Raw genomic sequence first — 20,772 nt, 5'->3', positions numbered from 1 at the left:
CCAATGACAACGATGCCATTGTTCCTTGAAAGCGAACAGGAAGACGCTCGCCCTGAAAATCCTCAGCCACCCGAAAGCCGATTGGCTCTCTCGCTCGACCACAGGGCTTGGCTGAGTTTTCTGGCTGATGAGTGGTGCATGCCTGCGAACGAGCCGGGCTTGTACCTCGGTGTAAGTAAGCCTTTAGAGCGTAATTTCCCAGAGGATCGAATCGCCGTTACCGTCTGGTTTGATTCGAGCCTGCTTCCAACAATTAAAGTACTGAGACACCGAAACCGAGCCTGGTCCAACGGTTTGATTGATATGGACCAAGACAAGAAAGTCTGCTGGCCTAGCGCATTACCTCTATTCGCAGTAAGCCACTTCTGCGTGAAGTCTGAATCTGACAAAGAACGTTTGATCGCAATGGTTCAGGGCTTCTCGAATCTTGCGTTGCCAGAACAGCCAATTCTCGTTGCCGATGAGGTCACTCAGGCTTTTAATCCACCCAAAAAATCGCCAAGCACGCCTGCGTTCCCACCAAATCGATGGAATGCATTGCGAGGCGCTGCAACGATGGCTGTCTGGGCTATTCCGACCATAGAACCGTGGCTGGATGCTCTATGCGACTCACTTTCAGAGCATCAGACGCCTGAGGTTATCGCGGCACTGGATGCGCCATGGCTCAATCATTTGCCATGGCATCAGCCTTGCAATCCGACAAACATGACGCCGGCAATAGCCTTGTGGCGCGCCATGCTGGAAACCTTTTCCGAAATCAATGTACGAGAGGCATGGCGCCCTTCGGATCTGCTTGAAACGATATGCGACAAAGCACGGTGCGCCGCCATTGAGCCAGGAACTCTCGACGATCTGCTGCTGCAAACGAGTGCGATTCTGGAAGACAAACAGGTCGTGCAAAAAGAAAGAGGTGACTACGATCCGGTAGGTCTGGTGTTGCAACTGATTCTGTTGCGTCCTAAACCTGATCAATTCATCACATGGAAAAATGACATGCCTGCCCTACCACCGGCTATTTGGTGGTCAGGGGCGATTTTGAGTGGGCTGGTCACCGGCTATCGAAACCTGGAGCTACGCTTCAGAGGTCTAACCGAATCGAGTAGACGGTTAGCACTCCTCACTTGGCAATCGGGATCGAGTGCAAAGTCTCCGGCACCGCAATGGCCCACTCACAAGACCGGAGCACTTGATTGGAGACTCGCTGACGGCCAGATAGAGCTTTTATGTGCCGATCAAGTTTGGGCACAACGCCCGCTAGGTAAGCGCGGAAACTGGTATAGCGCCGACTTCGACAATCCTCTAGTTCAGGATAAAGCTATCGAGATTGCCAAACGTCTCTACCCGGCAGCAATTCGCCCTAGCTTGCGCATTCAAAACGCAACTATCCAGCTATCGGGGGATGGCCAAATTCAAATTGATCAAGACTCTCGACTGTTGAAGGTCATGGGAGATCTTTATCTTTCTCTGCCCGAAAATATCGAGCATGTCGACCGGTTTGACTCAGATATTTTCAAGAAATGGCTGGCGACCGGAAGTATTGCGCAAAAGCTGCCTTTGCCACCTACCGAATATGTCCTTCCTGTGGTGACGGACCCTCTTGCCCCGAAAGGTCTTAAGGTCATTCGTGACTTCATAACCGAAGCAGAAGAGCTCCGTTTGCTCGACTGGGTCGAGCTAGGTGAGTGGTTATCTGACTTGAAACGCAGGGTCCAGCACTATGGTTGGAAGTACAATTACAAGCTTCGCAAAGTTGACTCTGCCTCGTACTTGGGACCTTTGCCGAAGTGGGCACAAACTCTGGGACAGCGGTTACTTGATCTAGGCTTGGTCAAAGAGTTACCTGATCAAGTCATCGTGAACGAGTACATAGGAAATCAAGGGATCAGTAAGCACATTGATTGCCCTGACTGCTTCCGCGGCCCTATCGTTACCATCAGTCTGTGCGAAACGTGGCAAATGACGTTCAGATCGGGCGATGAAAAATTCGAGACTAACCTTTTTCAACGAAGCGCGGTTTCAATGGATGGTCCGGCCCGATACGAATGGTCTCATGAGATACCACAGCGCAAAAATGAGCAGGGCAACCTACGCGGCCGTCGAATTTCGTTAACGTTCAGAAAAGTTGATCGGGAGCCTCCAATTGACGTCACCTAACTCGACAAATACACACTTTAAAAAACTCCTGATCTTTTGATTTGGAGGTTTGTTATTAACGACGGATTTAGAAAATCAAACCTCGATAGGGATCACGCACATCCCCACCCCTGAGGGCAAACTTGGCCAATATCGCCGCTGCCCGTCAGGACGATGGACGCGCGCTTTGTCGCTCGTCAGCACCTATTTTTCTGGTGACGCAGCTTGTTACCGTTGAGATGCGAAGCAACCTGACAACCGGGGAGAACTTTCCGTAGAATGCCGGCGTGGCTATGGAACACCTTCCTTCTAAACCCTATGAACTAGGGGTTCCGCTCTCCACACCGCGCCTGCTCCCAGCAGGCGTTTTCATATCGGCTGTAGACATGACGCTGCAGCTCGCTTACGACGGCGACCCAGGGAGAAAATCAAGCATGAATCAGGAGTTGTTCCTGCGTCGCCGCAGCAAAGTTCACGTCCCGATGGGCACTGGTGGTGCCACGCGCGCTCAGGTCGCGTCGGCTGTCCGGGAAATCGCGGCGTTCCGGTGCGTACTGTCAGAGCCTCTGATTGAGCAAATCGGCCTGTTGTCGCCGACAGAGCTCAAGTACTGGTTGCGTGACATTGTCGGAGTTCTTCGGCACAGGAGTGGCGCACATGTGCACCACCGGCCGTTTTACCCTGACTTTCCTGAGCAGGTTCTGACGGCCTCGGAGGCCGAGCTGTACCTCGACGCCGTCATGCATTACCACACGCTTCGACGTTTACCCGCGACTGAAGACTCTCGACCTCCAATGCTTGAAGGCAACTTCATTCCTTGGGTTATCGAACCGGGAAGCATCCCTGAGTTCGAGTCACTGCTCGAGCCGCTGGTTTCATCAAGCACCTCGCTCTCCGAGGAGGAAGCGGCCGATGTCATCTGGTTTATCCGCGAGTACAAAAGTGATGTGTTCCGTCTGCTGCCTGAGGTCGTCCCGTTCCGGGAGATACGGGCACAGGTTGGCGGCGCACTGATCCTGCATGTAGCTGGCGATGCTCGGGTGGAAGCATTTCTGGAGCAAAACGTAGAAACGGCGACTGACGTGCTACGACTGGCGATCGCGCTGAATGGAGGAGACGTATCACTGGCAACTGCTACGACACGTTTCAAAGCGATGAAGCGCCCGATTCGCCGTCTGCTGTTGAGTCTGCTAGATCAAATACCCAATGCTATGGAAGACGTAATGCGGCATGCCGAGCGATGGAAACGCCTGGCTGAAGTACTTCATCCGGGCGATTACGCCGATAAATACCCACGAGCGCTGGCCGCCATTACGGCGGCGCGTCGCAACGAAGCGCCTGCCTCGTTTGGTTCACGTGTCGAAACATTGTTCGCCCAGCGCGATATTGCCGAGCTTGTGCCAGTGCTACAGAGTCGTCCCGGTGAGTTCGCACGACGGCTGGACGCAACATTGCGGCGCGCGACGGAACCAGAGCCGGTTCTCGATGCGTTCGAGGCTGTTGCACCACAAGTGTCCTCGCCTGTCCTGCTGCAGTTGCTGGCCCAGTCACGTGCGCCACGCCCCCTGCCACTTCGGGCGTTCACACCGAAAGGCTCATTCGCCAAAGTCTATGGCATCAAGGATGGCCGAGAGCTTCTCGCACCCGAGGTGCTGGCTCGTGCAGCCCGAATCTGCGAGGACGCTCTGGTAACGCGGTTTGCGACACTCCCGCCATTGGGTCGCTGTTACATCGATCCAGAATTACTCGAATACAGGGTACCGCTGGCACAACGCGCTTCTTCGAAATCGCTACGGACACTGGTGCGGGGCAGTCGTCTGCCGATGCCTGACACACGCTTCATTCGTCTGTTCCTGTGGTGGAAAAACGGTCGTTCACGCACGGACATCGATTTGTCAGCCGCATTTTTCGATGCCAACTTCGTGTTCAGAGAAACGGTTGCGTACTACAACCTGAGAGATTACGGTGGCTGCCACAGCGGCGACATCGTCGACGCACCCGAAGGGGCTTCGGAGTTCATCGACCTCGACCTTGATGTCCTCGTCGAGAAAGGTATCCGTTATGTCGTCACGTCCATCAACTCGTACACCCAGCAACCGTACTGCGATCTTCCAGAATGCTTCGCTGGCTGGATGGCCCGCGCCGATACCGCATCGGGAGAAGTATTCGAGCCGCGAACGGTGTTCGATCGTATCGATATCGCATCCGACACAGAGATCTGCCTGCCATTTGTGATGGACTTGCAGGAGCGGCGCGTGATCTGGGCCGACCTGGGACTGACCTCAGCTCCCCGGTGGAACAATGTCGGGAACAACCTCAGCGGGATTTCGTTGATGCTACGGGCTTTGGTACATACACCACGGCCTGATCTGGAGACATTGTTCGATTTGCATGTACGAGCACGAGGCGAACGAGTGGCTTCGCCGCAGCAGGCACAAGCGGTGTTTGCAACTGATCAAGGAATAACGCCGTTCGATACGGATTTGATTCGGTCACAGTTCCTCTAATACCTGCGCCTGCCTCCGCACTTTCCACCAAAAACAAAAATGCCAGTCAGATTAACTGACTGGCATTTTCTATAACCCCTCTTGCGCCTCTGCGAATCCAACCATGAATTCTAGAGGTCGCGACGCGGGATCACTCCCACTCAATCGTCGCCGGCGGCTTGCTCGACACGTCGTAAGTCACGCGCGAAATGCCTTCGATTTCATTGATGATGCGGCCGGATACGGTTTCCAGCAGTTCGTAAGGCAGGTGTGCCCAACGCGCGGTCATGAAGTCGATGGTTTCCACGGCACGCAGGGCAACCACCCAGGCGTAACGACGACCGTCGCCAACAACGCCAACCGATTTCACTGGCTGGAACACTACGAACGCCTGGCTGACTTTGTGGTACCAGTCGGCTTTGCGCAGTTCTTCGATGAAGATGTGGTCGGCACGACGCAGCAGGTCGGCGTATTCCTTCTTCACTTCACCGAGGATGCGCACGCCCAGACCCGGGCCCGGGAACGGGTGACGGTAGACCATGTCGTACGGCAGGCCCAGTTCCAGGCCCAGACGACGGACTTCGTCCTTGAACAGTTCGCGCAGTGGCTCGACCAGTTTCAGGTTCATCTCTTCCGGCAGACCGCCCACATTGTGGTGCGATTTGATCACGTGCGCCTTGCCGCTTTTCGCGCCAGCCGACTCGATCACGTCCGGGTAGATGGTGCCCTGAGCGAGGTACTTGATGTTTTCCAGTTTGTTGGACTGAGCATCGAAGACGTCGATGAAGGTGCGACCGATGATCTTGCGCTTCTTCTCAGGATCCGCTTCGCCGGCCAGGTTGTTGAGGAACTGGTCTTCAGCGTTGGCGCGAATCACTTTGACGCCCATGTTCTCGGCGAACATGGCCATCACTTGCTCGCCTTCGTGCAGACGCAGCAGGCCGTTGTCGACGAACACGCAGGTCAGTTGATCGCCAATGGCTTTGTGCAGCAGTGCAGCAACCACCGAGGAGTCAACGCCGCCGGACAGACCCAGCAGCACGTTGTCGGTGCCGACCTGAGCGCGGATGTTGGCGATGGCGTCTTCAGCGATCTTCGACGGCGTCCACAGGGCTTCACAGCCGCAGATGTCGAGAACGAAGCGCGACAGGATGCGACCGCCCTGCTTGGTGTGCGTCACTTCCGGGTGGAACTGCACGCCGTAGTAGGCGCGATCGTCGTTGAACATGCCGGCGATCGGGCAGCTCGGGGTGCTGGCCAGGATGTGGAAGTCTTCCGGCATCTTGGTGACCTTGTCACCGTGGCTCATCCACACGTCGAGGCCGAACAGGCCATCAGCGTCGATGTGATCCTCGATGCCGTCGAGCAGACGGCTCTTGCCGACCACGTCGACACGGGCGTAACCGAACTCGCGCAGTTCGGAACCTTCAACTTTGCCGCCCAGTTGCTCGGCCATGGTCTGCATGCCGTAGCAGATACCGAAGACCGGGACGCCCAGGTCAAACACCGCCTGCGGGCAGCGCGGGCTGTTGGCTTCGTGCACGGACTCGGGGCCGCCGGCGAGGATGACGCCTTTAGGCGCGAATTCGCGGATCGCATCTTCGTCCATGTCGAACGGGTGCAGTTCGCAGTACACACCGATCTCACGCACGCGGCGGGCGATCAGTTGGGTGTACTGGGAACCGAAGTCGAGGATCAGGATGCGGTGAGCGTGAATATCGAGGGCCATGATTCAGTCTCGTCTAAGTCGTTCAGAAACAGTCGTGATTCAGAAACAACTCGGGGCTGAATCAAACAGCCCCGGTTGCTTACTTTATTGCTTGAAGGCTCAACCTACGCGGTAGTTTGGCGCTTCTTTAGTGATCTGCACGTCGTGAACGTGGGATTCGGCCATACCAGCGCCGGTGATCCGCACGAACTCAGGCTTGGTGCGCATTTCTTCGATGTTGGCGCTACCGGTGTAGCCCATCGAGGAACGCAGACCGCCCATCAACTGGTGAATGATCGCGCTCAGGGTGCCTTTGTACGGCACACGGCCTTCGATGCCTTCCGGAACGAGTTTCTCGGCGCCTGCCGAGGAGTCCTGGAAGTAACGGTCGGAAGAGCCTTGCGCCTGGGACATGGCGCCCAGCGAACCCATGCCGCGATAAGCCTTGTACGAACGGCCCTGGAACAGTTCGATCTCGCCCGGCGCCTCTTCAGTACCGGCGAACATCGAGCCCATCATCACGCAGGAAGCACCGGCCACGATGGCCTTGGACAGGTCACCGGAGAAACGGATGCCGCCGTCGGCGATCAACGGTACGCCGGTGCCTTCAAGGGCAGCGGCAACGTTGGCGATGGCACTGATTTGCGGAACGCCGACACCGGCGACGATGCGGGTGGTGCAGATCGAGCCAGGGCCGATACCGACCTTGACTGCGTCAGCGCCTGCTTCGGCCAGAGCCTTGGCAGCGGCGCCGGTGGCGATGTTGCCGCCGATCACCTGCACTTCAGGGAAATTCTGTTTGACCCAGCGAACGCGGTCGATCACGCCTTTGGAGTGGCCGTGCGCGGTATCGACTACCACGACGTCTACGCCAGCGTTGACCAGAGCGGCTACGCGATCACCGGTGTCTTTACCGGTACCGACCGCAGCGCCAACGCGCAGACGACCTTGATCGTCCTTGCTGGCCAGCGGGTAGGCTTTGGCTTTTTCGATGTCGTTGACGGTCATCATGCCTTTGAGGGCGAATTTGTCGTCGACGATCAGCACGCGCTCGATGCGGTGCTTGTGCAGCAGTTCGCGTGCTTCGTCCTTGCTCGCGCCTTCCTTGATCGTGACCAGACGCTCTTTGGGCGTCATCACTTCACGGACGGTGGCTTCCAGACGGCTTTCGAAACGCACGTCACGGGAAGTGACGATGCCGACCAGGTCGCCATCGTGCAGTACCGGAACGCCGGAAATGTTATGCATGCGGGTCAATTCGAACAGGTCACGAACCGTGGCATCTGCCTCGATGGTGATCGGATCCTTGACGACGCCGGCTTCGAACTTCTTGACCTTGCGCACTTCGGCAGCTTGCTGCTCGATGGTCATGTTCTTGTGGATAATGCCGATGCCACCTTCCTGAGCCATGGCGATTGCCAGACGGGCTTCAGTAACGGTGTCCATGGCGGCAGAAACCAGAGGAATGTTCAGTTCGATGCCACGGGTAAGGCGGGTCTTGAGACTGACTTCGTTAGGAAGCACCTCGGAATAACCGGGCACTAGGAGAATGTCGTCGAATGTCAGAGCTTCTTGGCTGATACGCAGCATCGCGGGGGCTCCCGAGCGGGAAAATGGAAGCGCGCCATTATAGTCAGACACCCCCTGCTGTTCAATGTAAAACTCAGCTTAATATCAATGTTGCTGATGTACGGGGATCCCCGCCGCTACAGCTCCACCTTGACCCAAGAGACAGGTTGATCGAGCCAATCAGCGAACTCATCGATAAAGCTTTGCTTGAAGCCGGCCTCAAGCCAGTTATTGAAGATGAAACCAAGGTTGGAAAACGCGCATTCCTGCAAAAACAGAAAACCGTTGATGTCATCTTCATGCCCGCATTCGGGGCAAGTGAAGTTGTCTGTGCGGCCCGGGAACCAGTCTTCCAGGCTTTCGAACAGTGCTTCGCCGACTTCACGACGGCACTCGGCGCAACCGGCTTCTTCGAGAAAACCTTTGGCCGGGGTATAGATGCAGCGCTTGGTGACGATCTCCAACCCGTTGATCGGCTCGCCGAAGGGCAGCGCCTCGGGATGCAACACCACGGCGCGGGCGCCATCAGCGATGGCGTGGGCCATGCGGTTGCCGGTGCGACCGCAGGTGGTCAGTTCTTCTTCGATGATGTTCTTGCGCACCAGCCAGCGCACGATCGCCCGGGCCCGGGGTTCGTGGACCGGCAGGGTGGAGATTTTCGGGACGATGATGCTTTGCGAGTTCATGGACAGTCCTGCGGTATGGCTTCTGACGCCTTCGCGAGCAAGCCCGCTCCCACATTGGAATGCATTTCCCTGTGGGAGCGGGCTTGCCCGCGAAGGGGCCCTGAAGGCCGGCAGCTTAATCCCTGACAAAATCCGGTCAAGTACTCAAATAGCGCCCGATCAACGCCAGACCACTGGCCAGCACCAGCCAGGTCACCAGTCGCACAAACGCCTCGCGGGATAAACGCATCGTCAACCGCCGCCCGATCCACAACCCCAGCGCCATGGCCGGCAACAGACACAGCGCCAGCATCAACAAGGGTAGCTCGGCATACACACCTGCGATGGCGAACAGACTCAAACGCACCACCGTGCTGCAACTGATCAGCGCACTTTGCGTGGCCCGGGCTGCGTCTTTCGGCAAACGGCTATTGAGATAGATCGCATAAAGAAAGCCGCCACTGCCAAACAACGCCCCGAACAGGCCACCCACCGTGCCCATCGGCACTGCCCACCCTGCGGACAATTGCGCGGGCCGCGCTTTGACCCACAAGCTGTAAACCGCATAAGCGCTGATGAACACCCCCATCAACAGCAACAACAGATCGGATTTAAGGTTGAGCAAAAAAATAACCCCCAACGTACACCCCACCGCCATGCACGGCAGCAGCCGCAACAGCTCCGGTTTAGCCACATCGCGCCGCGACGGCAGCAGATTGCCGAACGCGGCGACGAAATCCAGCAGCACCAGCAACGGCACGATTTTCGACAACGGCATGAACAGAATCAGAATTGGCCCCGCCACCAATGCCGTGCCGAACCCGGCAATGCCGAACACGATATAAGCCAAGGCGATCCCCAACGCGATCACCGCCCAGCCTCCTGCGCCCCATGTCCATTCACTCAACAACGCCACCGCACTCATCGATCCGCTTCCTTAACAAGCCTGTGACGACTTTAGCCAGCGCAGAGGGTTGCGACTAATATCTTCCAGGCCGCTTACCCATCTCGAAAAGGCATACCTGTGCTTTCAACCCGCCAATTACGTTACTTCGTGGAAATTGCCGAATGCGGCAGTTTCAGTGCTGCAGCTGAACGTTTGTTCGTTGCGCAATCGGCGCTGAGCCGGCAGATCAAGGACATGGAAACCCGCCTGCAAACCCCGCTGTTCGAGCGCACCGCGCGCCAGCCTCGCCTCACAGCGGCTGGGGAAGCATTTCTGCCGCGAGCAAGAAATCTGCTGAACGAGCTGAGCAAGGCCAGCGCCATGGCCACCGAGGTCGGCAATGGCCAGCTCGGCACATTGCGCCTCAGTCACTCCAGCACTGTGTCTATCAGTGGCCGGCTGCTCAGTGACATTGGCGCTTATCTGCAGCAACAGCCCGGCGTGTCACTGGATATCGGCAAGTTGTCTTCCGAGGCGCAATTGGAAGAGTTGGCCGAAGGACGCCTCGATGTCGGCCTGCTGCGCCTGCCCGTATTGCGTCAGCGTGAAGGGATTCAGGTGGTGCCGCTGTTTATTGAGCGCTTGCTGCTGGCAGTTCCGATGGGGCATCGGTTGGCTGCAGCCGAACGTGTCGACTTGGCCCAACTGAAGGACGAGGCGTTCATCTCGATCCCGCACCCGCAACGCGGCGGCCTGAGTTATCTGTGTGCCGAGCTGTGCATGCGTCACGGCTTCTTCCCGAAAGCCGCGCGGGTGATGTCGCGCAAAACCACGCAATTGCAGTTGATCCAGGCCGGTTTTGGCATCGCTCTGCTGCCCGAATCCATGCAGGACATCGCCCCGAGCGGCGTGCGCTTTCTGCCCCTGGCCGATCCACACTGCCACAGCACCGTCGCCCTCGCCTATCGCCAGAATCCAACACCCCTGACGCACCACTTCATCCAGACCTTCACAAATCCCTCCTGTGGGAGCGAGCCTGCTCGCGAAGGCGCCGTGTCAGTCATCATCTGAATCGTCTGTAACGCCGCTTTCGCGAGCAGGCTCGCTCCCACAGGGTTTTGTGTTGTGTCATGGTGATTGACTGGCAAATGCCTTTAAACTGCGCCCCATGATTAAAGATCCCTTTGCAAGACTTGGCCTGGACCGTGAAGTCCTGACCGTCAGCCAGCTCAACGGCCGCGCGCGGGTGTTGCTTGAAGACGTGTTCAGCAACATCTGGGTCGAGGGCGAAATCTCCAACCTCGCCCGTCCGGCGTCCGGCCACATCTATTTCACCCTCAAGGACAGCGGTGCTCAGGTGCGCTGCGCACTGTTCCGGCAGAACGCGGCGCGGGTGCGTCAGGCGTTGAAAGACGGCCTGGCGGTGAAGGTGCGCGGCAAGGTTTCGCTGTTTGAAGGCCGTGGCGACTATCAACTGATTCTCGACACCGTGGAACCGGCGGGTGACGGCGCCCTGCGTCTGGCCTTCGATGCGCTGAAGGAAAAGCTCAGCGCCGAAGGCCTGTTCAGTGCCGAGCGCAAAGTGCCGCTGCCGGCGCATCCACAGCGCATCGGCATCATCAGTTCGCCGACCGGCGCGGTGATCCGCGACATCATCAGCGTGTTCCGCCGCCGTGCGCCGCAAGTGCAACTGACGTTGATTCCGACCGCCGTGCAGGGTCGCGAGGCCACCGCACAGATCGTTCGCGCCTTGAAGATGGCGGACGCGCGTGGCTTCGACGCACTGATCCTCGCCCGTGGCGGCGGCTCGCTGGAAGACCTCTGGTGCTTCAACGAAGAAGCCGTAGCGCGCGCAGTCGATGCCTGTGTGACACCGATTGTCAGCGCCGTTGGCCATGAAACCGATGTGTCGATCAGTGACTTTGTCGCCGACGTGCGCGCACCGACGCCCTCCGCTGCCGCCGAACTGCTCGCCCCCGATTCCAGCCACCTGATCCGCCAGGTCGAAAGCCTGCATCGCCGCTTGGTGATGCGCATGCGTGACCGCTTGATGCGCGATCACCTGCGCCTGGAAGGCATGGCCCGTCGCCTGCGCCATCCCGGCGAACGACTGCGCCAGCAGGCTCAGCGCCTGGATGATCTGGACATGCGTATGCGCCGGGCATTCGAACGCAGCCTCAATACCCGTCGCGAACGCCTGATACGCCTGGAGACCCGCCTCGCCGGGCAGCATCCGGGGCGGCAACTGGCGATGTTGCGCCAACGTCTGGACAGCCTCGCCGAACGCTTGCCGCGCGCCATGCGCGAAGGTCTGAAGAACCGCCGCCTGCAACTGCACAGTCAGATGCAGACGCTGCATGTGGTCAGCCCACTGGCGACCCTTGGCCGTGGTTACAGCATTCTGCTCGACGAACGCGGCCATGCGATCCGCAACGCCGCGCAAACCCATACTGGCCAGCGCCTGAAAGCCAAACTCGGCGAAGGCGAACTGCAAGTGCGCGTCGAGGACAATCACCTCACGCCTGTCACCCTTTCTTTACTGGACTGATCCATGCCGCGTTTTCTCGCTCCACTGTTTTTGCTCTGTCTGACCTTCAATGCCCACGCCGACAGTTACATCACCCGGCTGCTGAACAAACCGGTGCCGGGCGGCGTGGCAGTGGTTGATCTGGGCGCCGCTGCGCAGGCACCGAAAGCCACTTATCAGGGCAAACCGGTGCTGGTGGTGAAAGAACAGAACAATTGGCTGGCGATTGTTGGCGTGCCGCTGACCGTTAAACCCGGCGCACAGCAGATCAGCAGTGGTGGGCGTAATCTGCCGTTCACGGTTGGTAACAAGAAATACCCGGAACAGCGCATCACCCTGAAGAATACCCAGCAGGTCAATCCGAACCCGGCCAACCTCAAGCGCATCGAAGGCGAGCTGGCCGAGCAGATCAAGGCTTACCGCAGCTTCAGCCCGAACACCCCGAGCAATCTGCTGCTGGACAAACCGGTCAACGGGCCGCTGTCGAGCAAGTTCGGTGTGCGTCGATTCTTCAACGGTGAAGAGCGCAACCCGCATGCTGGCCTCGACTTTGCGGTGCCGGCGGGCACGCCGATCAAGACCCCGGCGGGAGGCAAGGTGATTCTGACCGGTAACTACTTCTTCAACGGCAACACGGTATTTGTCGACCATGGCCAGGGCTTTATCAGCATGTTCTGCCATATGTCGAAAATTGACGTGAAGGTTGGCGATCAACTGGCGCGTGGCGCGGTGGTGGGCAAGGTCGGTTCGACGGGGCGGGCGACCGGGCCGCATATGCACTGGAATATCAGCCTGAACGATGCGCGGGTGGATCCGGCGATTTTCATTGGTGCATTCCAGCCCTGATTCCTCAGTGAAGGCTGCTGGCCTCTTCGGGAGCAAGCCCCCTCCCACACGTTTCTCCGGTGTACACAAGATTTTCGAACATCCCGGATCATTGTGGGAGGGGGCTTGCTCCCGAAGGCGGTCTTCCATACACCGAAATATGCACAGACAAACCACTCCACCCCAAATCATGAAGAGCCCATCTTCCTGAATTGCGCAGCTATCAAACCCTGCGCAAAACTAACAACGATCTATGGCATTAAGCACAATAAAATCGCGCAAAATCCAGCTTTTCGAGTATTCCTCTCAATTTTTTTCGACTGCTTGCCATCCTCCCCACCCGCGGTTAGGGTTGAAGGCATGAAAACCTCTCACACCCTTATTCAGCTTCGCCAGCACCGCAGCCTGTGCCTCGTCAGCGCACGACTGCCAGGCTGAATCGCGGCACCTCGTCCCACGCTTTCCCTGAACATTCGTAACACCGGCAGGCCGCCTCTTTTCGGCCCAGACAATAAGGAATTTCCCGATGAGCATGCTCAAAGATCCGTCTTCGAAATACCGCGCGTTCCCCGTCATCAACCTGCCGGATCGCACCTGGCCGTCGAAAACCATCGACGCCGCGCCGATCTGGTGCAGCTCCGACCTGCGCGACGGCAACCAGTCGCTGATCGAGCCAATGGACGCTGTGAAGAAACTGCGCTTCTGGAAGACCCTGGTGCAGGTCGGCGTGAAGGAAATCGAAGCGTCCTTCCCGGCCGCTTCGCAAACCGATTTCGACTTCGTGCGTACCCTGATCGAAGAAGGCCACATCCCGGACGACACCACCATTCAGGTGCTGACCCAGGGTCGTGAAGACTTGATCGAGCGCACGTTCGAATCCCTGCGCGGTGCGAAAAAAGCCATCGTTCACCTGTACAACGCCACCTCGCCGTCTTTCCGTCGCATCGTCTTCAATCAGGACAAGGACGGCATCAAGGCCATCGCAGTCAACGCCGCCAAGCTGTTCGTCAAATACGCAGCGATGCAGCCGGACACCGAGTGGACGTTCGAATACTCGCCGGAAACCTTCAGCGCCACCGAGCTGGAATTCGCCAAGGAAGTCTGTGACGCAGTGATCGAGGTCTGGAACCCGACGCCTGAGCACAAGATGATCCTCAACCTGCCGGCCACCGTTGAATGCGCGACCCCGAACATTTACGCCGATCAGATCGAATGGTTCGGCCGTAACATCAACCGTCGTGACAGCGTGATCATCAGCCTGCACACCCACAACGACCGTGGCACCGGCGTGGCCGCCACCGAACTGGGCCTGATGGCCGGCGCCGACCGTGTCGAAGGCTGCCTGTTCGGTAACGGCGAGCGTACCGGTAACGTCGACCTCGTCACCGTAGCCCTGAACATGTACACCCAGGGCGTTGACCCTGAGCTGGACTTTTCCGACATCGACGGCGTGCGCAAAGTCGTCGAAGAGTGCAACCAGATCCAGGTTCACCCTCGTCACCCGTACGTCGGCGACCTGGTCCACACCGCGTTCTCCGGCTCGCACCAGGATGCGATCCGCAAGGGCTTTGCCCAGCAAAAATCCGACACCCTGTGGGAAGTGCCGTACTTGCCGATCGACCCGGCCGACATCGGCCGCAGCTACGAGGCAGTGATTCGTGTGAACAGCCAGTCGGGCAAGGGCGGCATCGCTTACTTGCTGGAACAGGAATACGGCATCAGCCTGCCGCGTCGCATGCAGATCGAGTTCAGCCAGGTCGTGCAGCGTGAAACCGACCGTCTGGGTCTGGAGATGACCGCCAAGCAGATTCACTCGCTGTTGATCAGCGAATACCTGCAAGCCAACACCCCGTACGCGCTGGTCAGCCATCGCCTGCAGGAAGAAAACGGCAACAGCGCCGTCGAAGTGGAAGTGGCCAGCCAGGGTCAGGGCGAAACCAATCTGCACTGGCGCGGCAAAGGCAACGGTGCGCTGGAAGCACTGGTGGCCGGTCTGCCGATTCCGGTGGAAATCATGGACTACAACGAACACGCGATCGGCGCGGGCACCAACGCCAAGGCAGCGGCGTACATCGAGCTGCGCGTGAACGGCGAACGTGCGGTACACGGCGTGGGTATCGATGAAAACATCACCACCGCCAGCTTCAAGGCACTGTTCAGTGCACTGAACCGCTCGCTGAGCCAGCCGGAAGCGAAAGCGGCGTAAGCCATCGCTGAAATGCAAAGGGCCCCGAAGTGCGAACTTCGGGGCCTTTTTTTGCCTGATGTTTTTTGTATTGCCTGGTCTGGCCCCTTCGCGAGCAGGCTCGCTCCCACAGTGGTCGCGGTGTACATGAAATCGGGTGTACACCCACAATCCCTGTGGGAGCGGGCTTGCCCGCGAAGAGGTCCGCACAGACAACCCGCAAATCAGGTGAACTCGAACGTGTCCGCATCCAGATTCGCCGGAAAACGCTCGCGGTAAGCCGCCAGTGGTGCCGCTTCCAGCACTGCCTTGAACACGCCGTCAGCCTCCCCCGCCGCCAGCAGGCTCTCACCCTGGAAATCGAGTACCTGACTGTCGCCGGTGTAGGCAAAGCCCTTGCCGTCAGTCCCCACTCGATTCACCGCCGCCACGTAGCAGAGGTTTTCGATGGCGCGTGCTGGCAGCAGACGATTCCAGTGCAGGCGTCGCGCACCCGGCCAGTTGGCGGTGTACAGCAGCAGATCGGTGTCCTGTGCATCGCGGCTCCACACCGGGAAGCGCAGGTCATAGCAAATCAGCGGACGAATCCGCCAACCCTTGAGCTCAAACTGCACCTGGCGCTCGCCGGGTGTGTAGTGGTTGTGCTCGCCGGCCATGCGGAACAGGTGACGCTTGTCGTAATGCAGCACTTCGCCGTCGGGCCGCGCCCAGAGCAGGCGATTGCGATGACTACCGTCGGCCGCCTGAATGATCACGCTGCCGGTGATCACCGCATTCAGCTTGGCTGCCTGCACTTTCAGCCATTTGCTGGTCGGACCATTCTCGACTTCGGCGAGGGTTTGCGACTCCATGGAGAAACCGGTGGTGAACATCTCCGGCAGGATAATCAGATCCGCCCCCCGCGCCTGCTCCAGCAATGCATCAAAATGCTCAAGATTGGCCTGGCGATCATGCCAAGCCAGGCTGGTCTGGATCAGCGCCAGATTGAGATCGGGCAAGGTACTCAGATCGCGCATAATTTGGCCGCCGCTTCGCGCAGCGTCTCCTCGCGTTTGGCAAAGCACAGGCGCACAAGGCGCTGGCCTTCGGGTGGGCTCTGATAGAACACCGACACCGGAATACTCGCCACACCGTGCTCGCGGGTCATCCACATGGCCATCTCGACGTCGTTCAGGTCGGGACGAATCTGCGAGTAATCGACCAGTTGGAAGTACGTACCGGTGACACGGGTAAAGCTGAATCGCGACGGTGCCAGCAGATCGCAGAACAGATCACGTTTGGCCTGATAGAAACCCGGCAACTCTTCGACGTGTTCCGGGTGCTCGGCCATGTAATCGGCCAAGGCGTATTGCAGCGGCGTGACGCCGCAGAAACTGACGTACTGATGCACCTTGCGCAGTTCCGCAGTCAACGCTGGCGGTGCGACGACATAGCCGGTTTTCCAGCCAGTGACGTGGTAAGTCTTGCCGAACGAGCTGACCACAAAGGCACGCCGATACAGCTCCTCGTGGGCGAGCACGCTGACATGCGGCACGCCGTCGAACACCAGGTGTTCGTAGACTTCGTCGCTGATCAGATAGATATCACGATCACGAATCAACGCCGCCAACTGATCCAGTTCGGCGCGGCTGATCAAGGCACCGCTCGGGTTGTGCGGGGTGTTGAGGACGATCATTTTCGTGCGTGGGGTCAGGGCCGCTGCAAGCTTGCCGAAATCGATGGAGAAATCGTCTGGCCTCAACTGCACATGCACGCAACGACCGCCCGCCAGCTCCGTCGCGGGCTCGTAACTGTCGTAGCACGGGTCGAACACGATGACTTCGTCACCGCTGTGGATAACCGCCTGAATGGCGCAGAAGATCGCCTGGGTCGCGCCCGGCGTCACCGTCACCTCATGGTCAGCATCGACATTCACGCCGTAACTGTGGGCGATCTTCGCGGAGATCTGCTCGCGCAGTGCCGGCAGGCCGGTCATCGGCGAATACTGGTTGTGGCCACTGGCAATATGCCGACCTACCGCATCGCGCAGGGACTGCGGGCCGTCGAAATCAGGAAAACCCTGGGACAGGTTGATGGCTCCGGTCTGCGCCGCGAGCTGAGACATCTGCGTGAAAATAGTGATGCCGACATTCGGCAGCTTACTGGTGATCATCGGGGGTTCCCTGCTCTGCACCCGGCTCTGACGACGGCGCGGGAGAGCCCGAGGATAGCCCATCCGGCGCCCATAAAAAAAGGGCGCTCTGGTGAGCACCCTTCTTATCGCCGAACCCATGTAGGAGCTGCCGAAGGCTGCGATCCTTTGATCTTGTCTTTAAAGCAAAATCAAAAGATCGCAGCCTGCGGCAGCTCCTACACGAAGTGATAAATCACTTCTTGTCGCGGCGCTTCTTGTCGGCTTTCTTTGTGTGCGACATCATCCGACGCTTCCTGTTGACCTGGCGATCGGTCAGCGTGTTTTTGTTGCCTTCGTACGGGTTCTCGCCGCCCTTGAACTCGATGCGGATCGGCGTACCGACCAGCTTCAGCACACGACGGTAAGTGTTCTCCAGATAGCGCACGTACGACTTCGGCACTTTCTCGATCTGGTTACCGTGGATCACGATGATCGGCGGGTTCGCGCCACCCAAGTGGGCGTAACGCAGCTTGATCCGGCGGTTGTTGACCATCGGTGGCGCGTGCTCGCCAACCGCGTCTTCCAGAATCTGGGTCAGACGGTTGGTCGGCCAGCGGGTGACCGCCGACTTGAACGAGTTCTGTACGGAAGCGTAGAGGTTGCCCACGCCAGTGCCGTGCAGTGCCGAGATGAAGTGGATGTCGGCGTAGTCAACGAAGAACAGGCGACGCTGCAGCTCGACCTTGACGAAGTCGCGCTCGCTCGGCGTCATGCCGTCCCACTTGTTGATCGCGATCACCAGCGCACGACCGGCCTCGATCGCGAAGCCCAGCAGGTTGAGGTCGTGATCGACCACGCCTTCGCGGGCGTCCATCACGAAGATCACCACGTTGGCGTCTTTGATCGCCTGCAGGGTTTTGACCACGGAGAACTTTTCGACTTCTTCGTGGATCTTGCCGCGCTTGCGTACACCGGCGGTGTCGATCAGCGTGTACTTCTCTTCATTGCGTTCGAACGGGATGTAGATACTGTCGCGCGTGGTGCCGGGTTGGTCGTAGACGATTACCCGGTCTTCACCGAGCATCCGGTTGACCAGAGTCGACTTGCCGACGTTCGGACGACCGATGATGGCGATCTTGATCCCGTCTTTTTCGCTCGGGCCAGGAATGCGCTTGGCTTCCTCACCTTCGGCAACGACTTCTTCTTCGCCGTCTTCCGGCTCTTCTGCGTCTCTCGGGAAATCACCCAAGGCGATTTCCAGCATCTGAGTGATGCCACGGCCGTGAGCACCGGCGATCGGAATCGCGTGGCCCATGCCTAACGGAGCAAACTCAGCGCGGGCCATTTCCGGGTCGATGTTGTCGACCTTGTTGGCAACCACATAGGAGCGCTTGTTACGTTTGCGCAAGTGTTCGGCGATCATCTGGTCGGCGGCGGTAAAACCGGCCTTGGCATCTACCAGGAACAGCACAACATCTGCTTCTTCAATGGCCAGCAGCGACTGCTCGGCCATTTTTTCGTCCATACCGTGCTCGTCACCGGAGATACCACCGGTGTCGACCAGAATGTAGGAACGCCCTTGCCACTTGGCCTCACCGTACTGGCGATCACGGGTCAGACCGGACAAGTCGCCGACGATGGCGTCGCGAGTCCTGGTCAGGCGGTTGAACAAGGTGGATTTGCCGACGTTCGGTCGGCCCACCAGGGCGATTACGGGAACCATGCGGCTCTCCACTTCGTTATTTCAGAAAATACAAAAGCCGCTGCGTGGCAGCGGCTGGTGCTCGGGGCAACACTGTGGGGGCGAACAGGTTCACTCCCACAAGTGAAGCTGCCTGGGGTGTTATCCCCAAGCATAGTTGTTACTTGATGGTCAGGGCTTCCAGTTTGCCGCTGTTGCCATACACATAAATCGTGTCACCCACCACCAGCGGACGGGCACGCAGGCCGTCGCTGTCGATGCGCTCACGGCCGACGAAACGACCGTCAACCTGACTCAACAGGTGCAGATAACCTTCCAGGTCACCCACTGCCACATAGCTGGAGAACACTTCCGGAGCCGACAGTTGACGACGGGCCAGCGAGTCGTTGCTCCACAATGCTGTGGTGGAACGTTCGTCGACGCCTTCAACGGTGCCCGAAGACAGGCTCACGTAAACACTGCCGAAACCTTGGGCGATACCGGCGTAGCTCGACGCATCGCGCTGCCAGAGTTGACGGCCGCTTTCCAGATCCAGTGCCGCAACGCGACCCTGATAGCTGGCAACGTACAGCGTACCGCCGGACAGCAGCAGGCCACCGTCGATGTCGACCACGCGCTCCAGTTCCGAACGACCTTGTGGAATCGCGATCCGTTGTTCCCAGACCGGCACGCCGTTGGAAATATCCAGAGCGACCACTTTACCCGTCGACAGACCCGCTACCGCGAGACGGTTGGTCACCAGCGGTGCACTGGTGCCACGCAGGGTCAGAACGGCCGGCGTGCTGTCGTACACCCAGCGTTGCGTACCGGTGGATGCATCCAGACCGATCAGACGATCGTCCTGGGTCTGCACCACTACCACGTCACCGTTGTTGGCCGGTGGCGCGAGAACTTCGCTGTTGACGCGAGCGCGCCACTTCTCTTCACCATTGCTGGTGTCCAGAGCGACAACTTCGCCACGCAACGTACCGATCAGCACCAGACCGTAACCCACGCCAACGGCGCCGGAGACAGGCAAATCAAGATCCTGTTTCCACTTCACGTCGCCATTGCCGCGATCCATGGCCATCACCACGCCGGTTACATCGGCGGCGTAGATGGTGTCACCGTCGATCGCCGGTACCAGCATGTTGTAGGTTTCGCCCTGACCGTCACCGATCGAACGACTCCACTGCTTTTGCAGAACCACTTCTTCTTTGAAGTCGGTCAGTTCAGCCGGTGGCAATTCTTTTTTGCTGTTGCTGCTGCAACCCGCGGCCAAAATGGCCAGAGCCAGCAATGCTGCATGCTTCCAACGGATCACGTCACGCATCCCCTTTGGCCAGGTCGTCGAGCTTGATTTGAAGGCCACCGACCGCCGCTTCATCCGACAGTGCCGCCTTGGCTTTTTGATACGCCTTGTTCGCGTCGTCGGTACGACCCAGCCGCACCAGCAGGTCGCCCTTGAGTTCTTCGCGGGTGGCCAGGAACGCTTTGTCAGCGTCGCCGTCGAGCAGTTTCAAAGCGTCTTCAGCCTTGTCCTGCGCGCCCAGCACCTGCGCCAGGCGCTGACGGGCGATTTCGCCCAGCGCCGGGTTGGCCGGTTTGTCGACGATGGCTTTAAGCTCGGTTGCGGCGTCATCCAGCTTGCCGCTGTCGACTGCAACCTTGGCCACGAACAGGCTGCCGTACTGCGCGTAGGCAGTGCCGCCGAATTCGCTGTTGAGCTTGCCGGCCAGGTCCGCAACGCGGGCAGCATCAGGCTTGCCGTCAGGCGTCAGCGTGGTTTCCAGCAGTTGCTGGTAAAGCACCGAGGCGCCTTGCGACTGGTTGCTCTGATACTTGTGATAAGCCTGCCAGCCGAACACGATGACCAGCGCCAACAGGCCGCCAGTGACCAGAGGTTTGCCGTTGCGTGTCCACCAGTCCTTCAAATCCGCCAACTGTTCGTCTTCGGTACTCGACACCCCAATACTCCTTAATCGCTAAATCGG

General features: G+C 58.7%; 15 protein-coding genes. 6 read left to right on the top strand and 9 right to left on the bottom strand.

Features of this window, described 5'->3' with window-relative positions; genetic code table 11:
• Nucleotides 1–3 precede the first annotated feature (3 nt).
• Nucleotides 4–2,154 carry an alpha-ketoglutarate-dependent dioxygenase AlkB gene (locus ATI02_RS00790; RefSeq protein ID WP_157815119.1) on the top strand — a complete coding sequence of 717 codons (2,151 nt, stop codon included), beginning with the start codon at nt 4–6 and terminating at the stop codon, nt 2,152–2,154.
• A 365-nt stretch (nt 2,155–2,519) separates the two neighbouring features.
• Nucleotides 2,520–4,640, top strand: a complete 2,121-nt coding sequence (locus ATI02_RS00785; protein ID WP_238156273.1) for a TerD family protein — start codon at nt 2,520–2,522, stop codon at nt 4,638–4,640.
• Between the two features lie 130 nt (nt 4,641–4,770).
• Here ATI02_RS00785 and guaA read toward each other — a convergent pair whose 3' ends face one another.
• The 4 genes from guaA to ATI02_RS00765 form a co-directional block, all read right to left on the bottom strand.
• On the bottom strand, nt 4,771–6,348 hold the full coding sequence (gene guaA, locus ATI02_RS00780; protein WP_095190513.1) for a glutamine-hydrolyzing GMP synthase: 1,578 nt from the start codon (nt 6,346–6,348) through the stop codon (nt 4,771–4,773).
• Nucleotides 6,349–6,447: 99 nt separating this feature from the next.
• Nucleotides 6,448–7,917 (bottom strand): IMP dehydrogenase, encoded by a 1,470-nt coding sequence (guaB, locus tag ATI02_RS00775; protein ID WP_100845173.1) that lies wholly within the window; start codon nt 7,915–7,917, stop codon nt 6,448–6,450.
• A gap of 116 nt (nt 7,918–8,033) precedes the next feature.
• Nucleotides 8,034–8,582 (bottom strand): sugar ABC transporter ATPase, encoded by a 549-nt coding sequence (locus ATI02_RS00770; RefSeq protein WP_095190514.1) that lies wholly within the window; start codon nt 8,580–8,582, stop codon nt 8,034–8,036.
• Nucleotides 8,583–8,718: 136 nt separating this feature from the next.
• A complete protein-coding gene (locus tag ATI02_RS00765; protein ID WP_100845172.1) occupies nt 8,719–9,486 on the bottom strand; it encodes a sulfite exporter TauE/SafE family protein in 768 nt (255 codons plus the stop codon).
• 99 nt (nt 9,487–9,585) lie between these two features.
• On the opposite strand from ATI02_RS00765, the gene ATI02_RS00760 reads away from it, so the two are divergent.
• The 4 genes from ATI02_RS00760 to leuA all read left to right on the top strand — a co-directional run bounded on the left by ATI02_RS00760 (nt 9,586) and on the right by leuA (nt 15,005).
• Nucleotides 9,586–10,518 (top strand): LysR family transcriptional regulator, encoded by a 933-nt coding sequence (locus tag ATI02_RS00760; protein ID WP_100845171.1) that lies wholly within the window; start codon nt 9,586–9,588, stop codon nt 10,516–10,518.
• Between the two features lie 97 nt (nt 10,519–10,615).
• Nucleotides 10,616–11,995: an exodeoxyribonuclease VII large subunit gene (xseA, locus tag ATI02_RS00755; RefSeq protein WP_100845170.1), complete on the top strand. Its 1,380-nt coding sequence runs from the start codon at nt 10,616–10,618 to the stop codon at nt 11,993–11,995.
• Nucleotides 11,996–11,998: 3 nt separating this feature from the next.
• Nucleotides 11,999–12,820, top strand: a complete 822-nt coding sequence (locus ATI02_RS00750; protein WP_100845169.1) for a M23 family metallopeptidase — start codon at nt 11,999–12,001, stop codon at nt 12,818–12,820.
• Nucleotides 12,821–13,325: 505 nt separating this feature from the next.
• The gene (gene leuA / locus ATI02_RS00740; RefSeq protein WP_095190520.1) at nt 13,326–15,005 is read left to right on the top strand and encodes a 2-isopropylmalate synthase; all 1,680 of its coding nucleotides are present in this window, start codon (nt 13,326–13,328) and stop codon (nt 15,003–15,005) included.
• Between the two features lie 203 nt (nt 15,006–15,208).
• On the opposite strand, the gene ATI02_RS00735 is transcribed toward leuA, so the two are convergent.
• The 5 genes from ATI02_RS00735 to ATI02_RS00715 form a co-directional block, all read right to left on the bottom strand.
• Nucleotides 15,209–16,000: an amidohydrolase gene (locus ATI02_RS00735; protein WP_100845168.1), complete on the bottom strand. Its 792-nt coding sequence runs from the start codon at nt 15,998–16,000 to the stop codon at nt 15,209–15,211.
• Complete coding sequence (locus ATI02_RS00730) at nt 15,988–17,136, bottom strand: pyridoxal phosphate-dependent aminotransferase (RefSeq protein ID WP_100845167.1); 1,149 nt, start codon at nt 17,134–17,136, stop codon at nt 15,988–15,990. The genes ATI02_RS00735 and ATI02_RS00730 overlap by 13 nt, the downstream gene beginning before the upstream one ends.
• 214 nt (nt 17,137–17,350) lie before the next feature.
• Complete coding sequence (gene der / locus ATI02_RS00725; RefSeq protein WP_095190523.1) at nt 17,351–18,820, bottom strand: ribosome biogenesis GTPase Der; 1,470 nt, start codon at nt 18,818–18,820, stop codon at nt 17,351–17,353.
• 139 nt (nt 18,821–18,959) lie between these two features.
• A complete protein-coding gene (gene bamB, locus ATI02_RS00720; protein ID WP_095190524.1) occupies nt 18,960–20,111 on the bottom strand; it encodes an outer membrane protein assembly factor BamB in 1,152 nt (383 codons plus the stop codon).
• On the bottom strand, nt 20,104–20,745 hold the full coding sequence (locus ATI02_RS00715) for a tetratricopeptide repeat protein (RefSeq protein WP_095190525.1): 642 nt from the start codon (nt 20,743–20,745) through the stop codon (nt 20,104–20,106). Before ATI02_RS00715 ends, bamB begins: the two co-directional genes overlap by 8 nt.
• Nucleotides 20,746–20,772: the final 27 nt, after the last annotated feature.

It is taken from the genome of Pseudomonas baetica, from assembly GCF_002813455.1.
In the GTDB taxonomy this organism is placed as follows: domain Bacteria; phylum Pseudomonadota; class Gammaproteobacteria; order Pseudomonadales; family Pseudomonadaceae; genus Aquipseudomonas; species Aquipseudomonas baetica.
This window is presented reverse-complemented; position numbering and strand designations above follow the sequence as displayed.